20 protein-coding genes are annotated in these 24,024 nt (G+C 34.3%); 17 read left to right on the forward strand and 3 right to left on the reverse strand.

Going from position 1 to position 24,024, the window contains the following annotated elements; all coding sequences use genetic code 11:
• The first annotated feature begins 160 nt into the window (after nt 1–160).
• Nucleotides 161–1,015, forward strand: a complete 855-nt coding sequence (locus NHG49_RS11725) for a MurR/RpiR family transcriptional regulator (protein ID WP_048563126.1) — start codon at nt 161–163, stop codon at nt 1,013–1,015.
• 362 nt (nt 1,016–1,377) lie between these two features.
• Nucleotides 1,378–2,415 carry an alcohol dehydrogenase AdhP gene (gene adhP / locus NHG49_RS11730; RefSeq protein WP_064477348.1) on the forward strand — a complete coding sequence of 346 codons (1,038 nt, stop codon included), beginning with the start codon at nt 1,378–1,380 and terminating at the stop codon, nt 2,413–2,415.
• 140 nt (nt 2,416–2,555) lie between these two features.
• Here adhP and NHG49_RS11735 read toward each other — a convergent pair whose 3' ends face one another.
• Entirely contained in the window at nt 2,556–3,575 is a 1,020-nt protein-coding gene (locus NHG49_RS11735) for an ABC transporter permease (protein WP_000836586.1), read from the reverse strand.
• Nucleotides 3,572–4,474 (reverse strand): ABC transporter permease subunit, encoded by a 903-nt coding sequence (locus NHG49_RS11740; RefSeq protein ID WP_000902494.1) that lies wholly within the window; start codon nt 4,472–4,474, stop codon nt 3,572–3,574. The genes NHG49_RS11735 and NHG49_RS11740 overlap by 4 nt, the downstream gene beginning before the upstream one ends.
• 512 nt (nt 4,475–4,986) lie before the next feature.
• Between NHG49_RS11740 and gntK the strand changes: the two genes are divergently transcribed.
• The 15 genes from gntK (at nt 4,987) to NHG49_RS11815 (ending at nt 23,336) form a co-directional block, all read left to right on the forward strand.
• Complete coding sequence (gene gntK, locus NHG49_RS11745) at nt 4,987–6,525, forward strand: gluconokinase (RefSeq protein ID WP_088046801.1); 1,539 nt, start codon at nt 4,987–4,989, stop codon at nt 6,523–6,525.
• A 14-nt stretch (nt 6,526–6,539) separates the two neighbouring features.
• Entirely contained in the window at nt 6,540–7,889 is a 1,350-nt protein-coding gene (locus NHG49_RS11750) for a GntP family permease (protein ID WP_064477346.1), read from the forward strand.
• 18 nt (nt 7,890–7,907) lie between these two features.
• Nucleotides 7,908–8,804, forward strand: a complete 897-nt coding sequence (gene gnd, locus NHG49_RS11755) for a phosphogluconate dehydrogenase (NAD(+)-dependent, decarboxylating) (protein ID WP_064477345.1) — start codon at nt 7,908–7,910, stop codon at nt 8,802–8,804.
• A gap of 270 nt (nt 8,805–9,074) precedes the next feature.
• Nucleotides 9,075–10,295, forward strand: coding sequence for a tetratricopeptide repeat-containing glycosyltransferase (locus tag NHG49_RS11760; protein ID WP_064477344.1), 1,221 nt, complete (start codon nt 9,075–9,077; stop codon nt 10,293–10,295).
• 34 nt (nt 10,296–10,329) lie between these two features.
• Nucleotides 10,330–11,484, forward strand: coding sequence for a CgeB family protein (locus tag NHG49_RS11765; RefSeq protein WP_064477343.1), 1,155 nt, complete (start codon nt 10,330–10,332; stop codon nt 11,482–11,484).
• Nucleotides 11,485–11,630: 146 nt separating this feature from the next.
• Nucleotides 11,631–12,167: an NADPH-dependent FMN reductase gene (locus NHG49_RS11770; RefSeq protein ID WP_046955699.1), complete on the forward strand. Its 537-nt coding sequence runs from the start codon at nt 11,631–11,633 to the stop codon at nt 12,165–12,167.
• Nucleotide 12,168: 1 nt separating this feature from the next.
• Nucleotides 12,169–13,398, forward strand: coding sequence for an MFS transporter (locus NHG49_RS11775; RefSeq protein ID WP_088046803.1), 1,230 nt, complete (start codon nt 12,169–12,171; stop codon nt 13,396–13,398).
• A 201-nt stretch (nt 13,399–13,599) separates the two neighbouring features.
• Entirely contained in the window at nt 13,600–14,157 is a 558-nt protein-coding gene (locus NHG49_RS11780; RefSeq protein ID WP_064477341.1) for a YdcF family protein, read from the forward strand.
• A 100-nt stretch (nt 14,158–14,257) separates the two neighbouring features.
• The gene (locus NHG49_RS11785) at nt 14,258–15,205 is read left to right on the forward strand and encodes an ABC transporter ATP-binding protein (RefSeq protein WP_258126037.1); all 948 of its coding nucleotides are present in this window, start codon (nt 14,258–14,260) and stop codon (nt 15,203–15,205) included.
• Between the two features lie 3 nt (nt 15,206–15,208).
• Nucleotides 15,209–16,720: an ABC transporter permease/substrate-binding protein gene (locus tag NHG49_RS11790; protein WP_048563114.1), complete on the forward strand. Its 1,512-nt coding sequence runs from the start codon at nt 15,209–15,211 to the stop codon at nt 16,718–16,720.
• Nucleotides 16,721–16,933: 213 nt separating this feature from the next.
• The gene (locus tag NHG49_RS11795; protein WP_000129472.1) at nt 16,934–18,361 is read left to right on the forward strand and encodes a basic amino acid/polyamine antiporter; all 1,428 of its coding nucleotides are present in this window, start codon (nt 16,934–16,936) and stop codon (nt 18,359–18,361) included.
• 75 nt (nt 18,362–18,436) lie between these two features.
• Nucleotides 18,437–18,697, forward strand: a complete 261-nt coding sequence (locus tag NHG49_RS11800) for a hypothetical protein (protein WP_064477339.1) — start codon at nt 18,437–18,439, stop codon at nt 18,695–18,697.
• Between the two features lie 107 nt (nt 18,698–18,804).
• Nucleotides 18,805–20,625, forward strand: coding sequence for an AAA family ATPase (locus NHG49_RS11805; protein ID WP_064477338.1), 1,821 nt, complete (start codon nt 18,805–18,807; stop codon nt 20,623–20,625).
• On the forward strand, nt 20,615–22,465 hold the full coding sequence (locus NHG49_RS11810; RefSeq protein WP_258126040.1) for a hypothetical protein: 1,851 nt from the start codon (nt 20,615–20,617) through the stop codon (nt 22,463–22,465). The genes NHG49_RS11805 and NHG49_RS11810 overlap by 11 nt, the downstream gene beginning before the upstream one ends.
• 274 nt (nt 22,466–22,739) lie before the next feature.
• Complete coding sequence (locus NHG49_RS11815) at nt 22,740–23,336, forward strand: hypothetical protein (protein ID WP_000487799.1); 597 nt, start codon at nt 22,740–22,742, stop codon at nt 23,334–23,336.
• A gap of 96 nt (nt 23,337–23,432) precedes the next feature.
• On the opposite strand, the gene racA is transcribed toward NHG49_RS11815, so the two are convergent.
• The gene (racA, locus tag NHG49_RS11820) at nt 23,433–23,975 is read right to left on the reverse strand and encodes a chromosome-anchoring protein RacA (RefSeq protein ID WP_064477336.1); all 543 of its coding nucleotides are present in this window, start codon (nt 23,973–23,975) and stop codon (nt 23,433–23,435) included.
• Nucleotides 23,976–24,024: the final 49 nt, after the last annotated feature.

The following is a 24,024-nucleotide window of genomic DNA, read 5'->3' on the forward strand; positions in this document are numbered from 1 at the left end:
GTATTTAAAATTTATCAAGCTATTTGCGGGCTTATAATCAGTGGGAGATGTACAATACTCTCACTGATTAAAGTTTCAATTTATAGTAGTGCCAAATAAAGGTTTTTCTTCTTTCGATAATTAGGTACAATAAAGCTACGATGGAAGGGGAAGATATGCTATGCCAGGTACAAGAAGTGGGATTGGTAAGATTCAGGCTTCGTTAAACGGTTTATCACCGAAATTGCGAAGTATTGCCGAACATATATTGAAACATCCACAAGATGTTGTACATAAATCTATTACAGAATTAGCTGAAGTTACGAATAGTTCTGAAGCTACGATATTCCGCTTATGTAAGCACCTTGGTTTTCAAGGTTTTCAAGATTTAAAGATTACATTAGCTCGTGAAATTGTACATACTCCGATGCAAAATATTCATGAAGAAGTATCGGCGGAAGATAGTATGGTAACTGTTGCTAAAAAAGTTTTTCATTCGCATATTACAGGACTGCAAGATACATTACATTTGCTAAATGATACAGCGCTAGAGCAAGCCGTAAAGGTATTACAAGACGCAAGTCGTATTGAGTTTTATGGAAATGGTGGTTCTGGTATTATTGCGATGGATGCATATCATAAATTTATGAGAACGGGTATTTCTTGTATTGCTCATACAGATTCACATTTTCAAATTATGGGTGCGGGTTTACTTACTAAAGAAGCAGTGGTCATTGCAATTTCTCATTCTGGTAGCAATAAAGGGTTACTGGAAGCGTTAGAAGTAGCAAAAGCAAGGGGTGCTAGCATTATTGCAATTACGAGCTATCAGAAATCAGCATTAAGTCAACTTGCTGATATTACATTATATACTTCAACACGTGAGACGGAATTCCGCACAGAAGCAAGTTCATCAAGATTAGCACAGTTAAGTTTATTAGATACTTTGTACGTTGGGTTATCGTTACAACGCCAAGAAGAGACGTTGCAAAATTTACAAAGTATACGTGAAACAATTTCGATGAAACGAATATAAAAAGTCCTTCAGTTGAAGGGCTTTTTATATTGGCCAATAGTCTTTTGTGAAAATTTGATGATTATAATTTCCTGTTTTAAAAAATCTTTATTAATTGAGTCTCATACTCCGCACATTGAATTCTAATAAGCTTATATATGGATGAAATTTCAGTTTTCCTTCAAATATAGTAAGAAAACATTTGGTTAATAATTCAAATATTGTTCAATATTTAACAATAGGCTTTTAAAATTACATGTTATGATGAACATGTAATGATGATTGAACACTTAAATTTGGCATAATGATTAGCCGAACCAGTGAAGACAGAAGTTGTGAGATGAACTCATTAAAATTCTAAAACACTAAAGGGGAGATCACATATGAAAGCAGTAGTAGTTAATAAAAATAGTAAAGCAAACATTGAAGTTATTGAAAAGGAATTACGTCCGTTACACTCAGGTGAAGCGCTAGTAGATGTAGAGTATTGTGGGGTTTGTCATACTGATTTACACGTTGCAAATCATGATTTTGGAAACACAGATGGCCGTATTCTTGGTCATGAGGGTGTAGGTATTGTTACGAAAATTGCTGATGATGTAACTTCACTAAAGGTAGGTGACCGTGTAAGTATTGCATGGATGTTCCAATCTTGTGGACGTTGTGAATATTGCGTAACAGGTAGAGAAACATTTTGCCGTGAAGTTAAGAACGCTGGTTATTCAGTAGATGGTGGTATGGCAGAACAATGTATCGTTACAGCTGATTATGCGGTGAAAGTACCAGAAGGATTAGATCCTGCTCAAGCATCATCAATCACATGTGCGGGCGTAACTACATATAAAGCGATAAAAGTATCAGACATTAAACCTGGTCAACCTATCGTCATCTATGGTTGTGGTGGATTAGGTAACCTAGCTATCCAATATGCTAAAAACGTATTTGGTGCAAAGGTAATTGCAGTAGATATTAATGACGATAAATTAGCGTTAGCAAAAGAGGTTGGTGCGGATATGACTATCAATCCAATTTCTCAAGGTCCTGCTGATAAGATTGTTCAAGATGAGTTTGGTGGTGCTTATGCTGCTGTAGTAACAGCCGTTTCTAAAGTAGCATTCAACTCAGCAGTTGATGCAGTACGTGCTTGTGGTAAAGTCGTTGCAGTAGGTTTACCAGTAGAAACTATGGATTTAAACATTCCGCGACTTGTACTAGATGGAATTGAAGTAGTTGGTTCTCTAGTCGGTACTCGTAAAGACTTAGAAGAGGCATTCATGTTCGGTGCAGAAGGAAAAGTAGTGCCGGTTGTTCAAACTTGTTCTCTAGATAAAGTACAAAATGTATTCGAAGAAATGGAAGAAGGTAGAATTCAAGGACGTATGGTAATCGATTTTAAACAGCATAATTGTGATTGCAAATAATTCACTTTAAATATAAAAAGCATGAGTCTAGCTAAAGACATGTAAAAAAGTTAGACAGCAGAAAGAAGATGATCCCTGCATTCAACAGGAATCATCTTCTTTTCATTCCACTACTATCAATGTCGACTAACGAGAAAGGATTAAAGGTTCACTTTATCTACAAACGAAAAAGAATCTTTACTTTTAACAAATTTTTTATGATTTGGAACGGTTTGAATTGCTACAACTTGCGAATCTCTTGCTTTCAGTGCATCTTGAATCCCGATTGTCATAAGCTTAATAAATAGAATCGTAATAAAGAATGAAACGAGAGTATACAAAATAATCCACCATGAAATATTCATTTCATAACGATTTAATCCAATAAGGCCTGCCCAATCATTCGATAGAGAAACAGGTTTGAGTACTCCGTCATAGAGTTCACGCATTTGTATCCCACCAATTATAATATCAAGCAACGCTAAATGGATAACGAGTATGAGAGTTTGGACGATATGTTCCATAAATAAAACAAATAAGCGGTCAAGTAATAAGACTCGTAAGTGTTTTTTGATAATATGAAAACGGCTAGCACCCAGTAATTGTGAACTTAAAATATAATCTTGTTTCATAAATTCATCAACCTCTGAGGATATATATAAAGAAAGTGTAGGCAGAGCGACGAAAATAAGTACAAGTACTTGATAAAATGCAAATGAAATATTTGGATCTAATCTATCAGCATTTGATATGATTACAATATTAACGGGCGTGATGAGTATAAATGCGATAAATAAAGTAGGAATATAGTAAAACACTTCTGAGCATGCCTGGAAAAATCTCTTGAATTTTGGAGCATATAAACTTAAGAGAATTCCTATACATGTTCCGAATAAAATTCGAAAGAAGCTAATTGCCACAGCTAATAAGATAGTGAATTTTGCTCCTTCTATAATTTGTAAGAAAACAGACTCTCCAAAACGATCAGATCCAAAAGGCGGTATTAACGATGGTGGAAAGGGGGCCTTTCCAAGTAATTCGTTATTGTCATTGTAAAGTAACTGAGGAGGTTTTGGGATGTTATCTTTAAAGAACCAACTATAAATAAAACTAGCTGAAACAAGTATGAATAAATAAGTAAAGCCGATTAAAAAGCGTTTTGATTTCCAAATAGATTTCATAAAGCTGCTCCTTTCAATTGCTTTTGCCATCTATTCATCATGAAAGAGATTATTTGAAAAATGGCATAAAACGGTAAGATAATCATGACAAGTATGATAAATGCAGCTGGAGGTGAAATAAACGCCTTTTTAAATAAAAATTGAATAATGCCTTGCATATTAAAAACAAATTCTAAAATAAATAAGTTAGAAAGTAAGAAAACAAAAATCGTTTTTAAATGGTGGAAGAAGTGGATAGATATATTTTTGAATAAATGAATGCATAGTATATAACTTGATGAAAACCCTTTTCCATATGCAACCTCTACGTAATGTTTTCCATGTTCTTCTTTTATGTATAACACCATCATCCGAAACATTTGTAATGTAGGTAAGACAGCTAAAGATAAAATAGGGAGTAAATAAGCTCGATTTTCATTAAAAGAAATAATGGTGACAGGTAATTCCCCGAATTTCCGCAGTAACCATATGAAAAATATTTGTAAACAAATCATCATCATCATATCAGGGACAGCTTCTAATATGAACACAATTCGGTTTATCCATTTTTTTATATAATCTTTTGCTAAAAAATAAAAAAATGCCATGCTAGATGAGATAAAGAGCGCAAGCAAAAAGGCTACAAATAATATAATAAACGAATATAGGTAAGGTTCTAAAACAGTTGGAAATAATGGTGTTGTTTTTAAATGACCAAACTTTGGGTCTGATCCTATAACCAACAATGATTCAGGTGAGAAAACCTGTTTTAACATAGTAACGATCTGGTTAAAAAAATAAATTGGTTGAAAGGTGAATCCTTGTTGAGTGATAAATAAATAAGGTAAATTTAATAATAGTAACAGTGATAAAAGAATGGATGAAAGCTTAATTGTGAATTGAGATATTTTATGTAACATTAAATCCCTCCGACATCTTTTTACAACATTATACAATAATGTCTAAAATATTGTTTTATTTTTCTGAAAAATATAAATACTATTTGATTTTATAGCATGGAACATATATTTACAAGTTAATAAAGTGATAGTAGGATACGCGCTCTAAGACTATTAAGAGAAAAGTACGAGAGAACTTAATACAATAAAAACGAGCAAAGTGCACAAAGTTTCCATTGAGGAGGTAGTTGCTGTACAACTCCTTTTTCATGCAAATAAGTAGAATGTATGGAAGGAGTATATATGTGTTGTTAATGAAAGAAAAAGAGTGTGTTGCGCAACGAATAGAACGCAACTTTACCGCAGGGAAAAGCTAAATTTAGTATGTAAGTGAAATGGAATGAGGGGATTTATTTTTTGTGATGAAAAAAATTTTCTTTTTAAAACTTGATTAATGAAAAAATATTTTATATACTAATTCATGTAAACGGTTTACTAGTTCGTATTTTACTAGAAACGAAGGGAAGATTCGCATGGAAACAAGGGGGAGAGTAATCGGGATTGATATCGGTACCACAAGTACAAAAACGGTTGTGTTCACAGAAAAAGGAAAAGTCGTTGCATCACATGCAGTTGATTATCCAATTATTCAACCGAACGTCGGATGGGCTGAGCAAGATCCTGATGTAATATGTGCTGCTGTATACAAAACTGTAAGCGTTGCCATTGAAAAAGGTAACGTGTTACCAGAAGATATTTCGTCAATCGGTATTAGTACAGCGATGCACTCATTAATTGCAGTAGATGAAAACAGTACGCCATTAACGCGTTCTATCATTTGGGCAGATAATCGAAGTACGAAGCAATCAGAAAAATTATTACAACATATGAATGGGCATGAAATTTATAGACGAACGGGTACACCAGTTCATCCGATGTCACCGCTTTCTAAATTATTGTGGATGAAAGAGGAAGAGCCAGAATTATATAGGAGCGCTTATAAATTTATTTCCATTAAAGAATATGTTATTTATCAATTATTTTCACGCTACGTAGTGGATTATTCAATTGCATCTGCTACTGGGTTATTTAATTTAGAAACATTAAACTGGGATGAAGATGTTTTAACGATGTTACATATGTCACCAGAACAATTATCAACACCTGTGCCAACTACATATATTTTATCGGGTATGAAACCTGAATTAGCACAGAAGATGGGCATTCGTGAAGATACGCCAGTTGTTATTGGTGCAAGTGATGGTGTTCTTGCGAATGTAGGCGTTGGGGCAATATCGCCTGGCTCAGCTGCAATTACAATTGGTACAAGTGGTGCAGTTCGAACAATTTCATCAAGTGTTAATACAGATGAAAAAGGAAGAACGTTTTGTTATGCATTAACAGACGAGCACTGGGTGATTGGCGGACCAACGAATAACGGCGGAATATTACTGAGATGGTTACGTGATGAATTTGGTAGCCCGGAACAAGAAGTTGCAAGGAAGCTTGGCATTGATCCGTATGATTTATTAATTAAGTATGCGGAAAGTGTACCAGCTGGAGCGGGTGGATTGCTATTTTTACCGTTTCTATCTGGAGAACGTGCACCTTACTGGAATGCAAATGCTCGTGGTACATTCTTTGGAATAAACCTTCAGCATAAACGAGAACATTTTATACGTGCAGTCATGGAAGGTGTTTGTATGAGCGTATATTCTGTTGCACTCGCAATCAGGGATTGTACAGGGCCACTTACTGAAATACGCGTTTCAGGAGGTTTTGCGAAATCTGCATTTTGGAGACAAATGTTATCCGATATGATGGGAAAAGAATTGCTTGTTCCTGAAAGTCATGAAGCATCTGCGCTTGGGGCAGCGGCAGTTGCTTTATATGCTGTAGGAAAAATTGATTCTCTTGAAGAGGTAAAGGATTGGATTGATATTGTTCATCATCATGTACCGAATAAAGAAAATACGGCTATATATTTAGAAATGTTTTATATGTATGAACGACTTTACAATCGCTTGAAAGAAGAATTTGATTGTATAGCTGCTTTCCAACGTAAACAATAGGGGGATTGGGAGAAATGGTAGTTGGAATCGTACTAGCGGCAGTTGTCATACTACTTTTACTTATTACGGTAGTAAAATGGCATCCGTTTGTCGCGTTAATATTAACAGCAATTGGTGTAGGGCTAGCAATGGGAATGCCATTGATTGGAACTTCACCAAAAGATCCAGGGATTATCGATTCTATTAAACTAGGGCTTGGTAATACGTTAGGGTTTTTAGCGATAGTTTTAGCATTAGGAACGATGCTTGGAAAAATGATGGCCGAATCTGGCGGTGCTGAACGAATTGCTACCACATTAATAGATCGTTTTGGGAAGAAACGTGTTCACTGGGCGATGATGTTCGTTGCATTTTTAGTAGGGATTCCAGTATTTTTCCAAGTTGGATTTGTACTACTAATTCCATTAGTATTTACAATTGCGTTAGAAACAGGGGTATCGCTTATTACAATTGGTATTCCACTAGTAGCAGGACTATCTGTTGTACACGGACTCGTTCCACCGCATCCGGCAGCGATGGCAGCGGTAGGTATTTTTAAAGCAGATGTAGGGAAAACAATTTTATATGCATTAATTGTCGGACTTCCAACTGCAATCATTTCAGGTCCGCTTTACGGGAAATGGATCGGTGCTCGTATACATAAAGAAGTACCATTAGATATAGCGGAGCAATTTATTGAAAGAGATAAGAAGAAGGAACTTCCTAGTTTCGGAAATACATTGTTTACTATTTTACTTCCAGTATTTCTTATGCTAGGTGCATCGATTGCGGAAGTAGGGCTAAGCAAAACAAGTCAACTTGCACAAGTATTGCACTTCATTGGAGATCCAATAGTCGCGTTATTAATTGCAACGATATATTCTTTCTTTAGTCTTGGTTATGCAAAAGGTTTCTCAAAAGATAAAGTATTACAATTTACAAATGATTGTTTAGGGCCAATTGCGAACATACTGTTAGTTATTGGTGCAGGCGGTGCGTTTAATAAAGTATTATTAGATTCTGGAATTGGAACGACAATCGCAGAAATGGCGAAAGAATCTCATATTTCACCGATATTATTAGGTTGGGGAATTGCGGCACTTATCCGAATTGCGACTGGATCTGCTACAGTTTCTATGATGACAGCAGCTGGAATTGTAGCACCGATTGCAGCAAGTACACCAGGTGTAAATGTTGAACTACTAGCACTTGCAACAGGTGCAGGTTCATTAATTTTATCACATGTAAATGATTCTGGGTTTTGGATGATTAAAGAGTATTTCGGAATGACTGTGAAAGAAACATTATTAACATGGACTGCAATGGAGACGATATTATCTGTTGTAGCACTTGGGCTAATTTCATTATTAAATATATTTGTATAGAATGGGAGATTGATTAATATGAAACTAGGTTTAATTGGATTAGGAAAAATGGGATTCCCATTAGCAGAACATTTATATGAAGACAATCATGAAGTAGTTGTATATGACGTTAATAAAGAACTTGTTGAAAAAGCAGGGGCTTTAGGGATTACTGCTCGTCATACATTAAAAGAAATGATTGCTGAACTAGAAGCTCCTCGTAAAATTTGGGTAATGGTACCTGCGGGAGAAGTTGTTGAATCGGTACTAAAAGATGTATATCCATTATTAGAAGAAGGCGATATCGTTATTGAAGGCGGAAATTCATTCTATAAAGATACGTTACGCCGTGCTGAAGAAGCGGAAAGCTTTGGTTTACATTACGTAGATATCGGTACATCAGGCGGTGTAGAAGGAGCTAGATACGGTGCTTGCTTAATGGTTGGTGGAGAAAAAGAAATTTACGATCAATTAGAACCTTTATTTAAAGATTTAGCAGTAGAGAATGGGTATTCGTATGCTGGTCGCGTCGGAAGTGGTCATTTCTTAAAAATGGTTCATAACGGTATTGAATACGGTATGATGCAAGCAATCGCTGAAGGCTTTGAAGTGTTAGATAAAAGTGATTTTGATTTCAATTATGAAGATGTTGCAAAAGTATGGGCAAACGGATCGGTTATCCGCGGTTGGTTAATGGACTTAACTGAAAAGGCATTTGCAGATGATCCAAAACTAGATGGCATAAAAGGTGTGATGAACTCTTCAGGAGAAGGGAAATGGACTGTGGAAACGGCACTTGAACTTCAAGCGGCAGCGCCGGTAATTGCAATGTCATTATTTATGCGCTACCGTTCTCAAGAAGATGATACATTCCACGGAAAAGTAGTTTCAGCTCTTCGTAATCAGTTCGGTGGACATGAAGTTGTGAAAAAATAGGAAATGATTTTTGAAAGAAACTTGTGCAAAGGCGCAAGTTTCTTTTTTATAGTGTAAGAAATTTCTAAATTGAAAATACCAATCAATCATTATTTATTTGTACTGGATGTATCAAATATATAGTGAAGCATGAAAGATGTCCCAACATAAAAATAAGAATAAATAAAATGAAATTTTCATAAATAGTAAAAGGATGATTATGTCATCAATGTAGCTATGAAGTGGTGTTACATATGAAAAGAGCGTGTTAATAAAATATGAGGTGGTTAAATGGGAAATGAGCAAGTGAAGAATGCAGGGAAAGAAAAAAAGTTATGTCTTTGTATGATTGTTAAAAACGAGTCTAGAATTATGGAAAGATGTTTAAATGCTACAAAATCAATTGTAGACTTTGTTTCTATTTGTGATACGGGATCAACTGATCATACACCCGAAATTATTGAAAATTGGTGTAAAGAAAATGAAATCCCAGGAACAGTTCATCATGAACCATTTAAAAACTTTGGTTATAACAGAAGTTTAGCTGTTTCATTGGCACAAAAAACATATCCAGAAGCAGATTATTTATTAATATTAGATGCAGATATGATATTAGAAGTTAATCCTGAGTTTGATAAGACTAGTTTAACGGAAGACCATTATCTTACATTGCAATATGATATTCATATTAAGTATTGGCTTACACGCCTTTTGAAAGCTTCTTTACCATGGAAATCTGTCGGTGTTACTCATGAGTATTGGGATATAGATCGTTCCAAAGTTGGTGCGAATTACAATACGAGAGTAGCAAGGTTAGAGACGCTTGTCGTTAACGACCCTGGTGATGGTGGTAGTAAAGCTGATAAATTTGAGAGAGATGAGAGATTATTGTTAGAAGGGATTAATGATCCAGAAACAACGCCTGATTTGCATATAAGATATTTATTTTATTTAGCCCAAACTTATTTTCATTTAAGTCAATTTGAAGATTCGATTAAATGGTACAAAAAAAGAGTGGAAGCAGGGGGATGGGTTGAAGAAGTTTTCTATTCGTTATTGCGAATAGGATTTTGTTATGAACAATTAGCAAACCGTTCGGCAAATCAGCAACATGAAGTAACAGAAGCGGAAGAAAAAGAAACTATGAAGAAGCAAGAAGAACAATATACAGCATTAGCAATTCTTTATTTTCAAAAAGCGTGGGAATACCGACCAACTAGAGCTGAACCATTATACCAACTTGCAAGAATGTATCGATTAAAATCTCAAAATAATATTGCTTTGATGTATGCCTTGCAAGGGAAGGAAGTTCCTTTTCCGAATAATGATCTTCTATTTGTAGATTACCATGTGTATGATTACTTATTTGACTATGAGATTTCTATAAGTGCTTTTTATATACCGCATAAAAAACATTTAGGTGCAGTGTCACAAAAATTTTTGGAATCGAAAAAAGAAGAGTTACCGTTGCATATAGCAAATATGGTAGAAAGTAATGCGAAATTTTATTAAATACAATTTCGGTTAAAGGAGTAGTGGAGTAATAATGGAATTAATACGATGGGCGCTAGAACTAGGAGAATCTGTGCATGGAAATACGTATGAAGAATTGATGCCACTACTAGATTATTATTATGATCGTGATCATTTAAAAGCGTATTGTATTGCAAATCTGCTTTTAGACATGGACGTAGCAGATGAGCATCGGCAAAGGATTGAATTAAGAAGGTGCATTGCTGCTTATTATGCTGGATTATATAAAGTAGCAAAAAAACATGCAAATGAGCTTTTACTTAAATATCCGGATGTGGATTTGTATAAAAATAATTTAAGGCTAATGGAAGCTTATTTGAATAAAGAATATGATTATTGTCTTTTTATATGCCCAAAGACGTATGGTAGTTTCATAGATGTCGCGCGAGCTTTGAAATGGCGATTGGAGCAGGAGGGAAATACAGCAATTATTTCAGAAACAATACTAGAAAATGTGAAAAATACAATTGTTTTTGGAGCGCATACATATGCACATAACCCGAATCTACTTCCGAAAAATGCAATTATTTATAATTTAGAACAGCTATATGAAGGAAGCCCTTATGCGCACCCCCTTTATTTAATGTTATTAAAAGATAAGGAAATTTGGGATTATAGTAAACAAAATATAGCATGGTTAAAACAAAAAGGTGTAGGAAAAGAAATAAGACATATAGGAATGAACTATGCCCCAACTTTGGAAATAAAAAAAGATGCATTTGAAGATGAGGTAACTGAAGACATCGATATACTGTTTATAGGTGCTCTTAATCCGAGGCGGCAAGCTATTTTAGATCAATTAAAAGCAGTTGCCCCCAATTTAAATATTGTTTTTAAAAATAATGCGTGGGGAATTGTTAGAAATGAGTTGATCGCTAGGTCTAAAATTATATTAAATATTCATTTTTACTTATCAGGAATTCTTGAAACACCTCGAGTTTCTTATGCGGTGGCAAATAAGAAATTTATTATTTCGGAAAATAGTAATCCAGAGGACGAGATAGAGTGGCCAGGAATTGTGTTTACTCCATACGAAAAAATAATAGAAAATATTATGAAATATGTAGCTTTACCAGAAGAGCGTATTAAATTAGCAGAAAAAGCGTATAACCATTTTGAAGCGAAAGGAAACATTGGCATACTGTGTCATAAAGAGGAGGAAAAGTAATTGTGAAGAACTCATACTTTCGTATGAGTTCTTTTTTTCGTCTATCATACTATTTTATCAAGCTAGTTCCCTCTTTATATTGTGTTTTGTATAGAAATTTCTGATAATATATAAGTATAACTGAAAAACAAAGGAGAGAAATAATTATGAAACTAGTCGTTATTAACGGTACTCCAAGAAAATTCGGTAGAACTCGTGTGGTGGCGAAATATATTGCTGATCAATTTGAAGGGGAGTTATACGATTTATCAGTAGAGGAACTGCCTTTATATAACGGGGAAGAATCACAACGTGAATTAGAAGCGGTAAAAAAATTAAAGGCATTAGTGAAAACTGCAGACGGTGTAGTACTATGTACACCTGAATATCATAATGCAATGAGTGGGGCGTTGAAAAATTCGTTAGATTACTTAAGCAGTAGTGAATTTGTTCATAAACCTGTCGCATTACTTGCAGTTGCTGGAGGCGGTAAAGGTGGCATTAACGCATTAAACAATATGCGTATTGTTGCTAGAGGGGTGTACGCAAATGCAATCCCAAAACAAGTTGTGCTTGATGGACTTCATGTACAAGACGGTGAACTTGGAGAAGATGCAAAACCATTAATTCATGATTTAGTTAAAGAATTAAAAGCATATATGAGCGTATATAAAGAGGTGAAAAAACAACTAGGAGTTGAGTGATATGTCATCTCTGTATAAAGATTCACGCTTGTATTTCATTCTAGGGGCCAATAGTCTATCAGCTATTGGCTCCGGTATTGTTATGATAACGATTCCGTGGTTGTTAATTAAAGAGAATGGAGGAGAGACAACGTTTGGTTATGTCTCCATCATCGCAACTCTTATTATGTTTTTATTAACACCGTTTATCGGGCAGAGTATTGATCGTTTTTCAAGAAAATCTTTATTATTATGTAATGAAGGTATTGGGATAGTCATTATAGGGATGATGGCTATATGGGGATTTACTGGGCAACCTTATCATTCTATTCACTATATTCTTATATATATAGCAGGGTCATTTTACTATTTATTATTTTATCCTACAATATTTGCGTTTAACCAAGAGATATTTCAAGCAGAACATTATAAAAATTTAAGTGGAACAATGGAAATACAAGGACAGTTAACTCAAGTTATTTCAGGAGCGGCTGCTAGCTTCCTTATTGAAATCATTTCTTTAAAATGGATTTTGTTAGTAGATATGTTAACTTTTGCAGGAGCATTTTTCCTTTTCTTATGTATACCGTACGTAAAGAAAAAGGAAGTAAAAAGGAAAGTAACATTTAAGAAGCAATTGTTCGAAGGGATTCACTTTATGCAAAAGCGTCCGAAGTTCTTTTGGTTTTTACTGGCGACTTATATGCCGTTTATCGGTGTCATGATGGCAAATTATTTAATCCCGGTATATATTTCAGATCTATTAAAAGCCAGTGCCTCAGTATACGCAATAGAAGGTATGATGTACGGCGTCGGAGCGGTTCTTGCGGGAATAGGTATTCCAATTATGATGAAATATATAAAGATAGAAGTTTCAATCGTCATGACGATGCTCATTTATGTAATTTCAATTACCGCAATGATTATTGAACCTTCCGTAATGTTGTTATATGGACTTGCAATTTTTCATGCAATTGGCAATGCAGGTACAAGAGTGGCAAGAAATGTATTGATGATGGAGGAAATTCCAAACGAAGTAATGGGACGTGTAGACAGCTTATTTCGATTAATTGGTACAGGAATACGAATTGTATTATTAATGCTGTTTACAGCTGGTGTATCTAAAACTGGGGTAATGCTCCCTTTTTACGTATTAAGCTGCATATTGATTTTTTCATTAGGAATCGCAATTTATTATGTACTTTCACAACGTAAAGTAGGGACGAACGTTTCAAATAAATCAATCGTATAAAGTGAAACTTTATACCGTGGGGGTTCTGTTCACCCCTCACCAATCGGGCTTTTACGGGCAGCCCGAATCCCACCTAACTTCTTTGCTTTCGCTGAATTTTGAGTTGGGGGTCTTACTGCCCAGCAAATAGCGGGATAAAAAATACTTCTGCCTCCCTATCTTTTTCTATATAATAAAAAGAAAGGGAGTGCAAACTTATTTATGAACAAATGGATATTGCTTATAATCTTATTACTACCGCCACTATACATTCTTTATATGACGTTTCGAATGAAGAAAGTTGCTCGTGAAAAATTGAGTAATCACTCTCCATACGTTCTTATATTAGGCGCAAAGTTATTTGGAGATAGACCGTCTTTATCTCTTCAAAACCGTTTGGATGTAGCGTTGGAATATTTATATTCCCATCCTGAAGCGAAAGTAATTGTTTCAGGTGGTCAAGGGGAAGATGAAGATATACCGGAAGCTCATAGTATGAGAAACTATTTAATGGTACATGGTATAGATGAGAATCGTATTTTAATAGAAGATCAATCTACAAATACGTATGAGAATGTAAAGTTTAGTATGGATTTATATGATGTGAAACATGCGGTAGTTGTAAGTAATACGTATCATTTATATAGAACGAAAATAATCGCAAAGCGTTTAGGCATGAAGATGGAGGCACTAGCTGCTGAAACACCAATGCGCTCTAAGAAAAAAATGTATGTACGTGAATATGCTGCAATAATGAAAACAATATTGTTCGACCGTTAGAGCTCAAATGTGGGCTCTTTTTTAATTATAAAGCGTATCATTTGAAATGAATGCCGTATTCCATCAAAATAAAGGAAACAACATTAAAGGAGCTGTATTTGTGATTCAATTTAATCATGTGTCAAAAGCGTATGAAGATGGCACGAAAGCAGTGGATTCATTGCATTTAGAAATTAATAAGGGAGAATTTTTTGTTCTCATTGGTCCGAGTGGTTGCGGGAAAACAACGACAATGAAAATGATTAACCGTTTAATTGAAACGACTAAAGGATCTATTTTAATCGATGGAAAAGATATTCAACAATATAATATTAATGAATTGCGTTGGAATATAGGATACGTATTGCAGCAAATTGCTTTGTTTCCGCATATGACAATTGCAGAAAACATTGCAGTTGTTCCTGAAATGAGAAAATGGAGCAAAGAAAAAATAAAAGCTCGTGTCGATGAGTTGCTACAGATGGTCGGGCTAGATCCAGACGTATATCGCGATCGTATGCCTGATGAATTGTCAGGAGGGCAAAAGCAGCGCGTTGGTGTCGTAAGGGCATTAGCCGCAAACCCGAAAATCGTTCTTATGGATGAACCGTTTAGTGCGTTAGATCCATTAAGTAGGGAACAGCTTCAGAAGGATATCGTACAATTGCAAAAAAAGATTCAAAAAACAATTGTGTTCGTAACACATGATATGCAAGAAGCGTTATCGCTTGGAGATCGTATTTGTATTATGAAAGAAGGAAAAGTTGTTCAATTAGATACACCAGAAGGTATTATACATAATCCGAAAAATGAGTTTGTAGAGGAGTTCATTGGAAATCGTGGACGACCTTGGTATGAGGGGAAAAGTATAGAAGATGTATTACCACTTGATAAAAGTATGCGGATAGAAGGGGATGCACTATCATTGCATTCTTCTTTACAAGAAGCATTAATTCGTGTACGAGCTGACGAAGTCGTTCCAGTTGAAGAAAATGGTCAATATGTTGGAGCTTTAACAAGTCGTCATATTGTTAATTACATTGTTGAACAAATGAAGGAAAGAGGCTAAACAGTGACTGATTTTATACAAACGTTCCAAGAGCGAAAAATAGAATTACTAACTGCATTAAGTGAGCATTTACAAATATCGCTTATTTCACTATTTTTTGCAGTAATTATTGCGGTGCCACTTGGCATTTTATTAACGAGAAAACAACGAATGGCTGAATTTATAATAGGAACTTCTGCAGTTATGCAGACTGTCCCATCACTGGCATTACTCGGACTTTTAATTCCGTTAGTAGGAATTGGAAAACTTCCTGCCATTATTGCATTAGTTGTGTATGCACTATTACCTATTTTACGAAACACATATACAGGAATAAGGGAGTTAGATGAATCTTTAATCGAGGCAGCGAGAGCTATGGGGATGAATAGCTGGAGAAGACTGTGGAAGGTAGAACTTCCTCTTGCTTTACCAATTATTATGGCCGGTATTCGTACGGCGATGGTATTAATTGTTGGAACAGCTACATTAGCAGCTCTTATAGGTGCTGGTGGGCTCGGAAAACTCATATTACTTGGTATCGATCGAAATGATCATGCGCTTATCATTTTAGGGGCCGTACCAGCCGCGTTACTCGCTTTATTTTTTGATGTAGTACTTAGAGTGCTTGAGAGTCCAAAACGCTCCTCTAAGCGTATTATATTGACGATATGTATTACTTGTATAATGATTGCTTCTCCCTTTCTTTGGAACACACAAAAGAAAGATATTGTTATTGCCGGCAAACTTGGATCAGAACCTGAAATTTTAATTCAAATGTATAAGCAACTTATCGAACAAGATACCGATTTACACGTAGAATTAAAACCAGGTCTTGGAAAAACAGCATTTGTATTTGAAGCATTGAAATCAGGAGAAGTAGATATATACCCTGAATTTTCAGGAACAGCTTTATCTACTTTCGTGAAAGAAGAGCCAAAAAGTACAAATCGGGATGAAGTATATGAGCAGGCTCGCATTGGAATGGAAAAGAAATATAATATGGTTATGTTGAAGCCGATGGAGTATAACAATACATATGCACTAGCTATGCCGAAAAAAATAGCAGATCAAAATAATATAAATACAATTTCTGATTTAGGAAAAATGGCACAGGATGCTAAAGTAGGATTCACATTAGAATTTGCTGATCGTGAAGACGGTTATAAAGGAATGCAAAAATTATATAACTATAAGTTTTTAAATGTGAAAACGATGGAACCGAAACTACGTTATAGTGCAATTCAATCAGGGGATGTTAACGTAATCGATGCATATTCAACTGATAGTGAACTTGAGCAGTATGGACTGAAAGTGCTACAAGATGATAAAGGGTTATTCCCACCGTACCAAGGTGCACCATTATTAAGAAAAGAGACGTTACAGAAATATCCTGAACTTGAAAAAGTATTAAATACATTATCTGGGAAGATTACAGATGAAGAAATGCGAAAAATGAATTATGAAGTAAATGTGAATGGAAAAAGTAGTGAAGAAGTTGCGAAACAATTTTTACAAAAAGAGAATTTACTTCGTTAATTTTACAAGAAATATACAAATTTATATGTATGAAATGACCGTTCATTACAAAATGAACGGTTTTTTTGTGCATACTTATACATTTTTTCAAAAAAGTATTCCATTTTTCTTCATTTTCTTTTAGAATAAGTAATGTTTTCCTGAAAAAATATAAGAGAAACGTCTATTAGAGAAAAAGGTGACTTTAATAGTTGAACGAACATAACACCTAGAATGACAGATGGGGTGGTACAAATAGAAAAGAAGTTAGGTTTTTTTCCATTAATTGCATTAGTAGTCGGAACGATGGTTGGTGGCGGTGTTTTTAGTTTACCGCATGATTTAGCAGTAGGAGCGAATAGCGGCTCTATAATAATTGGTTGGTGTATTACAGCGATGGGAATGATTCCACTCGCGCTCGTATATCAAACGTTAGCAAGACAAAAACCGGAGCTTGAGGGCGGAATTTATAGTTATGCACGTGCTGGTTTCGGAGAATATATCGGATTTAACAGTGCTTGGGGATATTGGCTAGCAGGAATTTTAGGAAACGTTGCAACAATCATGTTACTGTTTAGTACATTAGGTTATTTCTTCCCCATTTTTAAAGGTGGAAATAATGTTGCGTCTATTGTTGGAGCGTCACTTTTATTATGGACACTTCATTTTCTAATTTTATTTGGAATTCGTGAAGCATCTATTATGAATGTTATTGCAACGATAGGGAAATTAGTTCCAATCGTATTATTTATTGTTGTAATGGTAACAGCATTTCGCTGGGATACGTTTACACATGATTTTTGGGGAGAAGGAACTATATCAGTTTCCTCTATACTTGGTCAAGTGAAAAATACAATGCTTGTAACTCTTTGGGTTTTCATTGGGGTTGAAGGAGCGGTTGTATTATCTGGTAGAGCGAAAAATAGCCGAGATGTTGGTAAAGCGACAGTACTTGGACTTATTTTAGTAATGTCTATTTATATTTTAATTTCTGTCTTGTCTATGGGAGCGATGACAAGAGGAGAGCTTTCCGTGTTAGAAACCCCATCAATGGGACATGTATTAGAACATGTTGTTGGGACATGGGGCGCAGTTGCGATTAACATTGGGTTAGTTGCTTCACTTGTAGGTACATTAATAGGCTGGTTTTTACTTGTTTCTGAAATTTCCCACGTAGCAGGAAAAGATGGCGTGTTTCCGAAAGTCTTTACGAAAACAAATAAAAAACAAACGCCACATATGGCATTATGGATTTCAAATTGCGTTGCCCAAATTATATTTATAATCGTTCTGTTTTCAGAATCAACATATCAAATTATGTATTTCATAGCTTCAACATCAATTTTAGTACCATATTTATTATCAGCGTTATTCCAATTCAAATTAGTTATTACAAACGAACTAAAAGATGCAAAAGTAAAAAACGGCTCGTTAGCTTTAATTGCTTCTATTTATTCTGTATGGCTTCTATATGCAGCAGGTTTGAAAAATTTATTACTTGTTTCAATCGTGTATGGAATCGGGATTATTGTTTACATGTATGCAAGAAAAGAAAAAGGAAATCGTTGTTTTAAAGGTATTGAGAGATATGTAATGTGGGCAATTGTTATCGCAGCTATCACATCACTTTATATGCTATTAACTGGAAATATAAAAATGTAAAAGTCCTTTTAAATAAAGGGCTTTTTTCTTTGTCTAGAGAATATTTAATACATAAGATATTCAGGAGGGATGAAAATGGAAGAAAAAAAACAGTTAACCAGAATTGTTGATTTAGCGAGTGAAGTAAGGAAAGTATTAGTGCAAGAATCCTTTTTTAATCATCATCCTGAACTACGAGGAGTGATTGAAAATTTAGCGAGTGCTGTAGAGAATTTGGCGGAATTACAGCAAAATACAGATGAAAACGCTGAAGATCGATTACGATATGTACTTGCTAAAATGAAAATTGCTCATAATGCCATTTTACAAGAGAAAAAAGCATTTCCATCTCATTAATATACGTTTTTATTTTGAACCTGGCGGATAACGTCAGGTTTTTTGTTTCTAGTTTTTCATTTCTTTCATACACTAAGAATAGTATGAAAGAAATGAAGGTGACGAAGGTGAAATTACATAAAGCTCTTCAGCCAAGTTTTATAAAAAGAATGTACTATATGAGGTTTATCGGAAAGTTTACAAAAGCAGAGAGAGAGAAGAATGGAGAGAATTTTTTTGTGCAATGCCTATCGCCAATACCATTCACGTTACAAGAGCAATTAAAAAATGAACCATACGTATTTGAAGGTTTATGTAGCAATAAAAAGAATGAAAAAGTCTTTTCGGAATTAAAGAAAAGAAAATTAGAAAAGCAATTGGTTATGTTTCGTCTCTATTATGAAAGAGGACATATATACGTGGAGTTAATTTGTGCGGAAGAACCACGAGAAATGGCCAATGGCTATAAAATGATTCCAGTACCTAAAGTTTCCGAATACAAAAAAGGAGAGTCTTTAGAAAGAAAACTTGGAAATGGCTATTTGTCATTTCTAATGCCAAAATATCCGAAAGACTTTGAGCCTCCCGAATTATTGTGGCACGATGGAAGGTTATATGGAAATATATCTTTAAAGTCATCATCAATTAGTTCAATCGCCTATTTTGAACAGCAGCGGGAATGTAAGTATATAGACTTAAATGACTGGATGAAGTATGTGGAAATAGCGGTAGAAGATCAATTGTATTTTGTAAGCAATCACATGTATGAGCAATTAAAAAAACGAATGACTGAAGAAGGTAAGCATGTAGAAGTAGAGGAAATAAAAGTGCACAAGGATGAATGGGAATGGGATGAGCGTGAATCCGTCTTTTTACAGTATGTAAAAAGTTTTGTACGTAATAAAGGGCTATATTTGGATGAAACGGACATTTATAATTTCCATATAAGTGCGAAAACAAATATGTTGACGATTCTAGGTGGTATACCAGGCGCTGGGAAATCCCGATTTGTGCAAGCTTATGCAGAAGCACTTGGATTACAGTATGGGGAAGAATTGGTTTGGATTCCGATTTCACCATCGTATCAAGAACCACATGATTTACTTGGTTACCTTCACCCAAATGGTACTTTTATTGAAAGTGAAACAAAATTAGTTAGGGCGTTAATGAAGGCAAAAGAAAATCAAAATCAACTATATATAATCGTTTTTGATGAAATGAATATGTCGCATATTGAGCATTGGTTTACTCCATTTCTATCTGTTCTTCAACTTGAAAAGCAAAACCGTATTCTAAATTTGTATGAAGGTGTACAAGAAAAAGAAAATCCAATTCCATCAACAATTGAAATTGGTGAAAATATTATATTTGTAGGTACAGTAAATTTTGATGAAACAACGAAAGAACTCTCAGATCGATTATTAGATCGGACGAATTTAATAACGTTACAAAAGATTCCGTTTTGTGAGATGTGTATGGAACAAGAGAAAATTGTATTACAACCACCTCTGAAAGTAACTGCAGGAGAATTTCGTATAAGCTGGGTCAGGAATAAAGCGATGATTGAGGTGTTTTCTGAAGAAGAGTTAGAACTATTAGATAAGTTACATGTTGTATTGTCATCACATGATATGTCAAAGGGAATTTCATTTCGATGTGCAAACGCAATCGCTACTTACTTGCAAAATATACCGTTCCAAAATAATCATTCCTATATGATCAGTAGAGAAGAGGGATTTGATTTACAAATCAAGCAACGTGTATTGACGAAAATAAGAGGGACTGAAATGATGGTTGGGTCTTTACTTTCTGAAGATGTAAAAAGGGGGGCAACATTACTACCTCTTTTGCAATCGCCACTTGCAAACAGAGTATCTACATTTGAACACTCTTTAGCATATATAAGAGAAAAGCGTAGAGAACTGGAGCTGTATGGCTATGCAAAATGAAGGGCGATATGAAACAGAAATCGTTGATACGAAAGAAACGCTCCCTTTTGTATTAAAGTTAATCATTGGAACTGAGGCAAAAGGGGAATATATTTTATTAAATCGTCTTTGTACATCTACTACAGCATTAGTTCAATGTATTTATAAAGTACAAGAATTAAAACCAATTAGATTGCATTACCATTATGAAAGTCCAATGAATATTACTTTTATATGGAATAAAGTATATGAGGGACAGAAAAATATAAAAGAGTCAAAATATGAAATAAATGAAAAAAAACAAAAGGTATTAATATATGAACATGGAAAAACGGAATTCTTTTATCCATGGCGTTGTGGATTATATCATTTTGAAGTGAATATAGAAGATAGAACGTATTATGGCGCATTTCAAATCGTTCCCAAAAATTTTTTTGATGATCAATTTGAAATGATTCAAAACTATGTAAAGTCAATTTTGAATGAGTTGATTTTAGATAGAGGTTATTATAAAAAGACTTTCTCTGCACTTAGTGATATTGAAGATTCTTCTTATTTAGTGTTACTTAGAAAGTTGCCGCAAAAAATGAAAAAGATAAAGCAAATTTTCAAGAAAATAGAATCGAGTTCAAAATTTATACATGAATATAAATGGGAAGAAAAGGAGCGGAAAGCGACGAGAAAAGGAGCCATAGTGGCGGAAAGAAAACCGTATGCAAAATATTATAATCGTAAGTTGATAGAACAAAAAAATAGTAAGGAAAATGCATTTCTTAAATTTAAAGCGATGCAGTTTGATCTCTATTTACTTGAAGCGGAAAGTTTTTTGCGCCAAACAATTGAAATATTAGAAAGAGCAAAAAGGAAGAAATCAGAAGAATTTCAAGCTGTAAAAACGATTATACAAACAATTGAGCGTAATGGATCAGTGACCGATAGAGAGAAACAAAAATATAAAAATATACATTTACTAAAAGAGGCGGATTTGCGAAAAAGCTCTATGAAGATACAAGAATATAAAATATTAGCGCATTTTGTACATGAAAGTGTACAATACTTTCAAACTTTAATGCATTCTCCATTTTGGAGAGAAGTTTCCGAAACTGGTAACATGCACTCACATAATTTACCGATACCACATCAACAACTACTACAGCATTTAGATTTACTTCCACAATATACAGAACAATCTCCATCTTTATTATTTGTTTATAAACCAACATTTTTAGTGTATGAATATTACGCTTTTTTTATCGTTATTTCCATGTTAGAGCAAATTGGTTTTGAGGCTAGAAATTCCATTCGTGAACAAATTCAAGAACATTTTTATGTAGATGGATTACAGGATGGAACGACAGTAGTTTTACAACGAGATGATATTAGAGTACAAGTCGCATTTAATGATTTAATTGAAACTCATCCTCTTATTGCATTAAGTAAAGGGAGTAATTTTTATAATGGAGAAGATACGAAGAAGCCAGACATTCGCTTAGACTGTTATGTAAAGGAAGAAGGGAAATACGTATATCAATCTTCTATTATTATCGAAGTGAAGTATAGCCCCATGTACAATATTTTTCAGCACGTTGGAAATACGAAGGCAACTGAGCAAATGTATAAGTACTGGTCTATAAAATATGTAGAAGAACAGGATGGAAAGAGAGTCTATTATCGAAGGGCCATTTATGAAGTTATTTGTGTATATCCAGGAAGTCATATGCATAGTAAAAAAATTGAGTCTGGATGTGGTGTGTTCTTGCAATTATATCCATATAAAACGAAACAAGGGGAAGAGAAATTAGCCGGAAAACATGGAATGGTACAAATTTTTGAGAAGTGGTTAAAAAGCATGAAGAAGTAAAAAAATCCTTTTTTATAAAGGATTTTTTTAGATTAAGAAGAAATATATGCTGTATGGAAGACAGCTTTATACGATTTGAATTTGAAAGTAATATAAATATATTGTTAGAAGAACGGTACATGAGGGATAAAAGACAATTAAGATGGAATTTAATTCATTTTGCAGAATATAATAAGTCATAAATATTTTTAGTTGCATACGAAGATTTGTTCTTATATGATAGATAGTGAAAGCGTTATCAAAAACAGAGCGGCGATGGGAAAGGCGGGTAAATATGTTCCAGCGTGTTCAAACAAAAGAAGAACATTTTTGGTTCGAGCAACTATGGGGAGATTTTTGTGAAGAAAGAAACTTAATGTTCGTAGAACGTAATTTAAATCCATCACGATTTTTATTAATAGAAGATGAACATCATATTGGTACAGTAGAATGTATTAAGTATACGGAACCAGAGCAATCGAATTCTGAGTTTTTCTATCCGTTTTCTAAAAATGATTTAGTGAAAGATTTGAAAAATGTGTATGAAATAGGCAAGTTAAGTATTGCGAAAACGTCTCGTGGGAGAGGACACTTCAAAAGACTAACAGCTATTTTATTTATGCATGCATTAGAAACGAAAGCAGAATGGTATATTGCAGCAGTGACAAAAAGAATGTATATGTATTTATTAACACTCGGTTTCCCAATTGAACCGGTAGATAAGCCATTTCAGTTTCATGATACTTTACAAGGTGTACCAGTGCGAATTCATGCCCGAAAAGGGGCTACGCATTTGTATTCTTTAAAAGAATTTCGAGATGTGATTCAAGGGAATGCTCATGCACAGGCATTAATCGCAGAATACAGTAAAAATATTATGTTAACAAAATAAAGCGAAATGAATATATATAATAAAGAGAATGCTATTTTAATATGAAGTCTTTCTTCATGAAAAAAGACCCTTATTATTTTAATAAGGGTCTAAAAATTATAATCCAAATATACTAAAAATCATTTTGCGGCGCTTCGGCTTCTTTTCTCGTTCATATGTTGGTTTTGAATCGGGAGTAATATATATTGGTTCTTCTTTCTTGAGGGAAGCTTCTAGCTTTTGAATCCGCTCTAACATTTCCTCCATTTCACGGCGATGTTGTAAAAGTTGGTACGTAACAACATCATTTGCCTTATCTTGCATTTGTTCTTCCATTCGATCTAGCCTTCTCGTAATAGTGTTTAATTGAGCTGCTAATTGCTCAAATTCATGTGATGATTTGTTTTGAACAATTGTATTTACTTGAGTTTTTAATTCTTCAACATCATTTGATGATGTTTTTTGAGTAGGGTGAGAGTTTTGAGACTGCTCTATTTGTAAAAGATGGAATTCTAACATTTGATCTAAATCTTCTTGTGTGAAAATAAAGTGACCATATTTATTTTTTTCTATCGTAAGATTTAATTGTTGTGCAATCCGGACAACAGCCTTTGGGCTAACACCTAATTTTTTTGCGATAAATGGTGTTTTATATTCCAAAATAATCCCTCCTATATATATCCTGTTGAATGATTTCGATCTATGAAGG

This window comes from Bacillus sp. IBL03825 (assembly GCF_024712505.1).
Lineage (GTDB): Bacteria > Bacillota > Bacilli > Bacillales > Bacillaceae_G > Bacillus_A > Bacillus_A wiedmannii.

What these genes read in the sequence shown, in the direction of transcription:
- NHG49_RS11725 (WP_048563126.1), top strand. Translation starts at nt 161, where the DNA reads ATGCCAGGTACAAGAAGTGGGATTGGTAAGATTCAGGCTTCGTTAAAC.
- NHG49_RS11795 (WP_000129472.1), top strand. Translation starts at nt 16,934, where the DNA reads ATGACAGATGGGGTGGTACAAATAGAAAAGAAGTTAGGTTTTTTTCCA.
- gnd (WP_064477345.1), top strand. Translation starts at nt 7,908, where the DNA reads ATGAAACTAGGTTTAATTGGATTAGGAAAAATGGGATTCCCATTAGCA.
- NHG49_RS11810 (WP_258126040.1), top strand. Translation starts at nt 20,615, where the DNA reads ATGCAAAATGAAGGGCGATATGAAACAGAAATCGTTGATACGAAAGAA.
- NHG49_RS11800 (WP_064477339.1), top strand. Translation starts at nt 18,437, where the DNA reads ATGGAAGAAAAAAAACAGTTAACCAGAATTGTTGATTTAGCGAGTGAA.
- NHG49_RS11740 (WP_000902494.1), bottom strand. Translation starts at nt 4,474, where the DNA reads ATGTTACATAAAATATCTCAATTCACAATTAAGCTTTCATCCATTCTT.
- NHG49_RS11770 (WP_046955699.1), top strand. Translation starts at nt 11,631, where the DNA reads ATGAAACTAGTCGTTATTAACGGTACTCCAAGAAAATTCGGTAGAACT.
- NHG49_RS11775 (WP_088046803.1), top strand. Translation starts at nt 12,169, where the DNA reads ATGTCATCTCTGTATAAAGATTCACGCTTGTATTTCATTCTAGGGGCC.
- NHG49_RS11815 (WP_000487799.1), top strand. Translation starts at nt 22,740, where the DNA reads ATGTTCCAGCGTGTTCAAACAAAAGAAGAACATTTTTGGTTCGAGCAA.
- NHG49_RS11765 (WP_064477343.1), top strand. Translation starts at nt 10,330, where the DNA reads ATGGAATTAATACGATGGGCGCTAGAACTAGGAGAATCTGTGCATGGA.
- NHG49_RS11760 (WP_064477344.1), top strand. Translation starts at nt 9,075, where the DNA reads ATGGGAAATGAGCAAGTGAAGAATGCAGGGAAAGAAAAAAAGTTATGT.
- NHG49_RS11735 (WP_000836586.1), bottom strand. Translation starts at nt 3,575, where the DNA reads ATGAAATCTATTTGGAAATCAAAACGCTTTTTAATCGGCTTTACTTAT.
- gntK (WP_088046801.1), top strand. Translation starts at nt 4,987, where the DNA reads ATGGAAACAAGGGGGAGAGTAATCGGGATTGATATCGGTACCACAAGT.
- NHG49_RS11780 (WP_064477341.1), top strand. Translation starts at nt 13,600, where the DNA reads ATGAACAAATGGATATTGCTTATAATCTTATTACTACCGCCACTATAC.
- adhP (WP_064477348.1), top strand. Translation starts at nt 1,378, where the DNA reads ATGAAAGCAGTAGTAGTTAATAAAAATAGTAAAGCAAACATTGAAGTT.
- NHG49_RS11750 (WP_064477346.1), top strand. Translation starts at nt 6,540, where the DNA reads ATGGTAGTTGGAATCGTACTAGCGGCAGTTGTCATACTACTTTTACTT.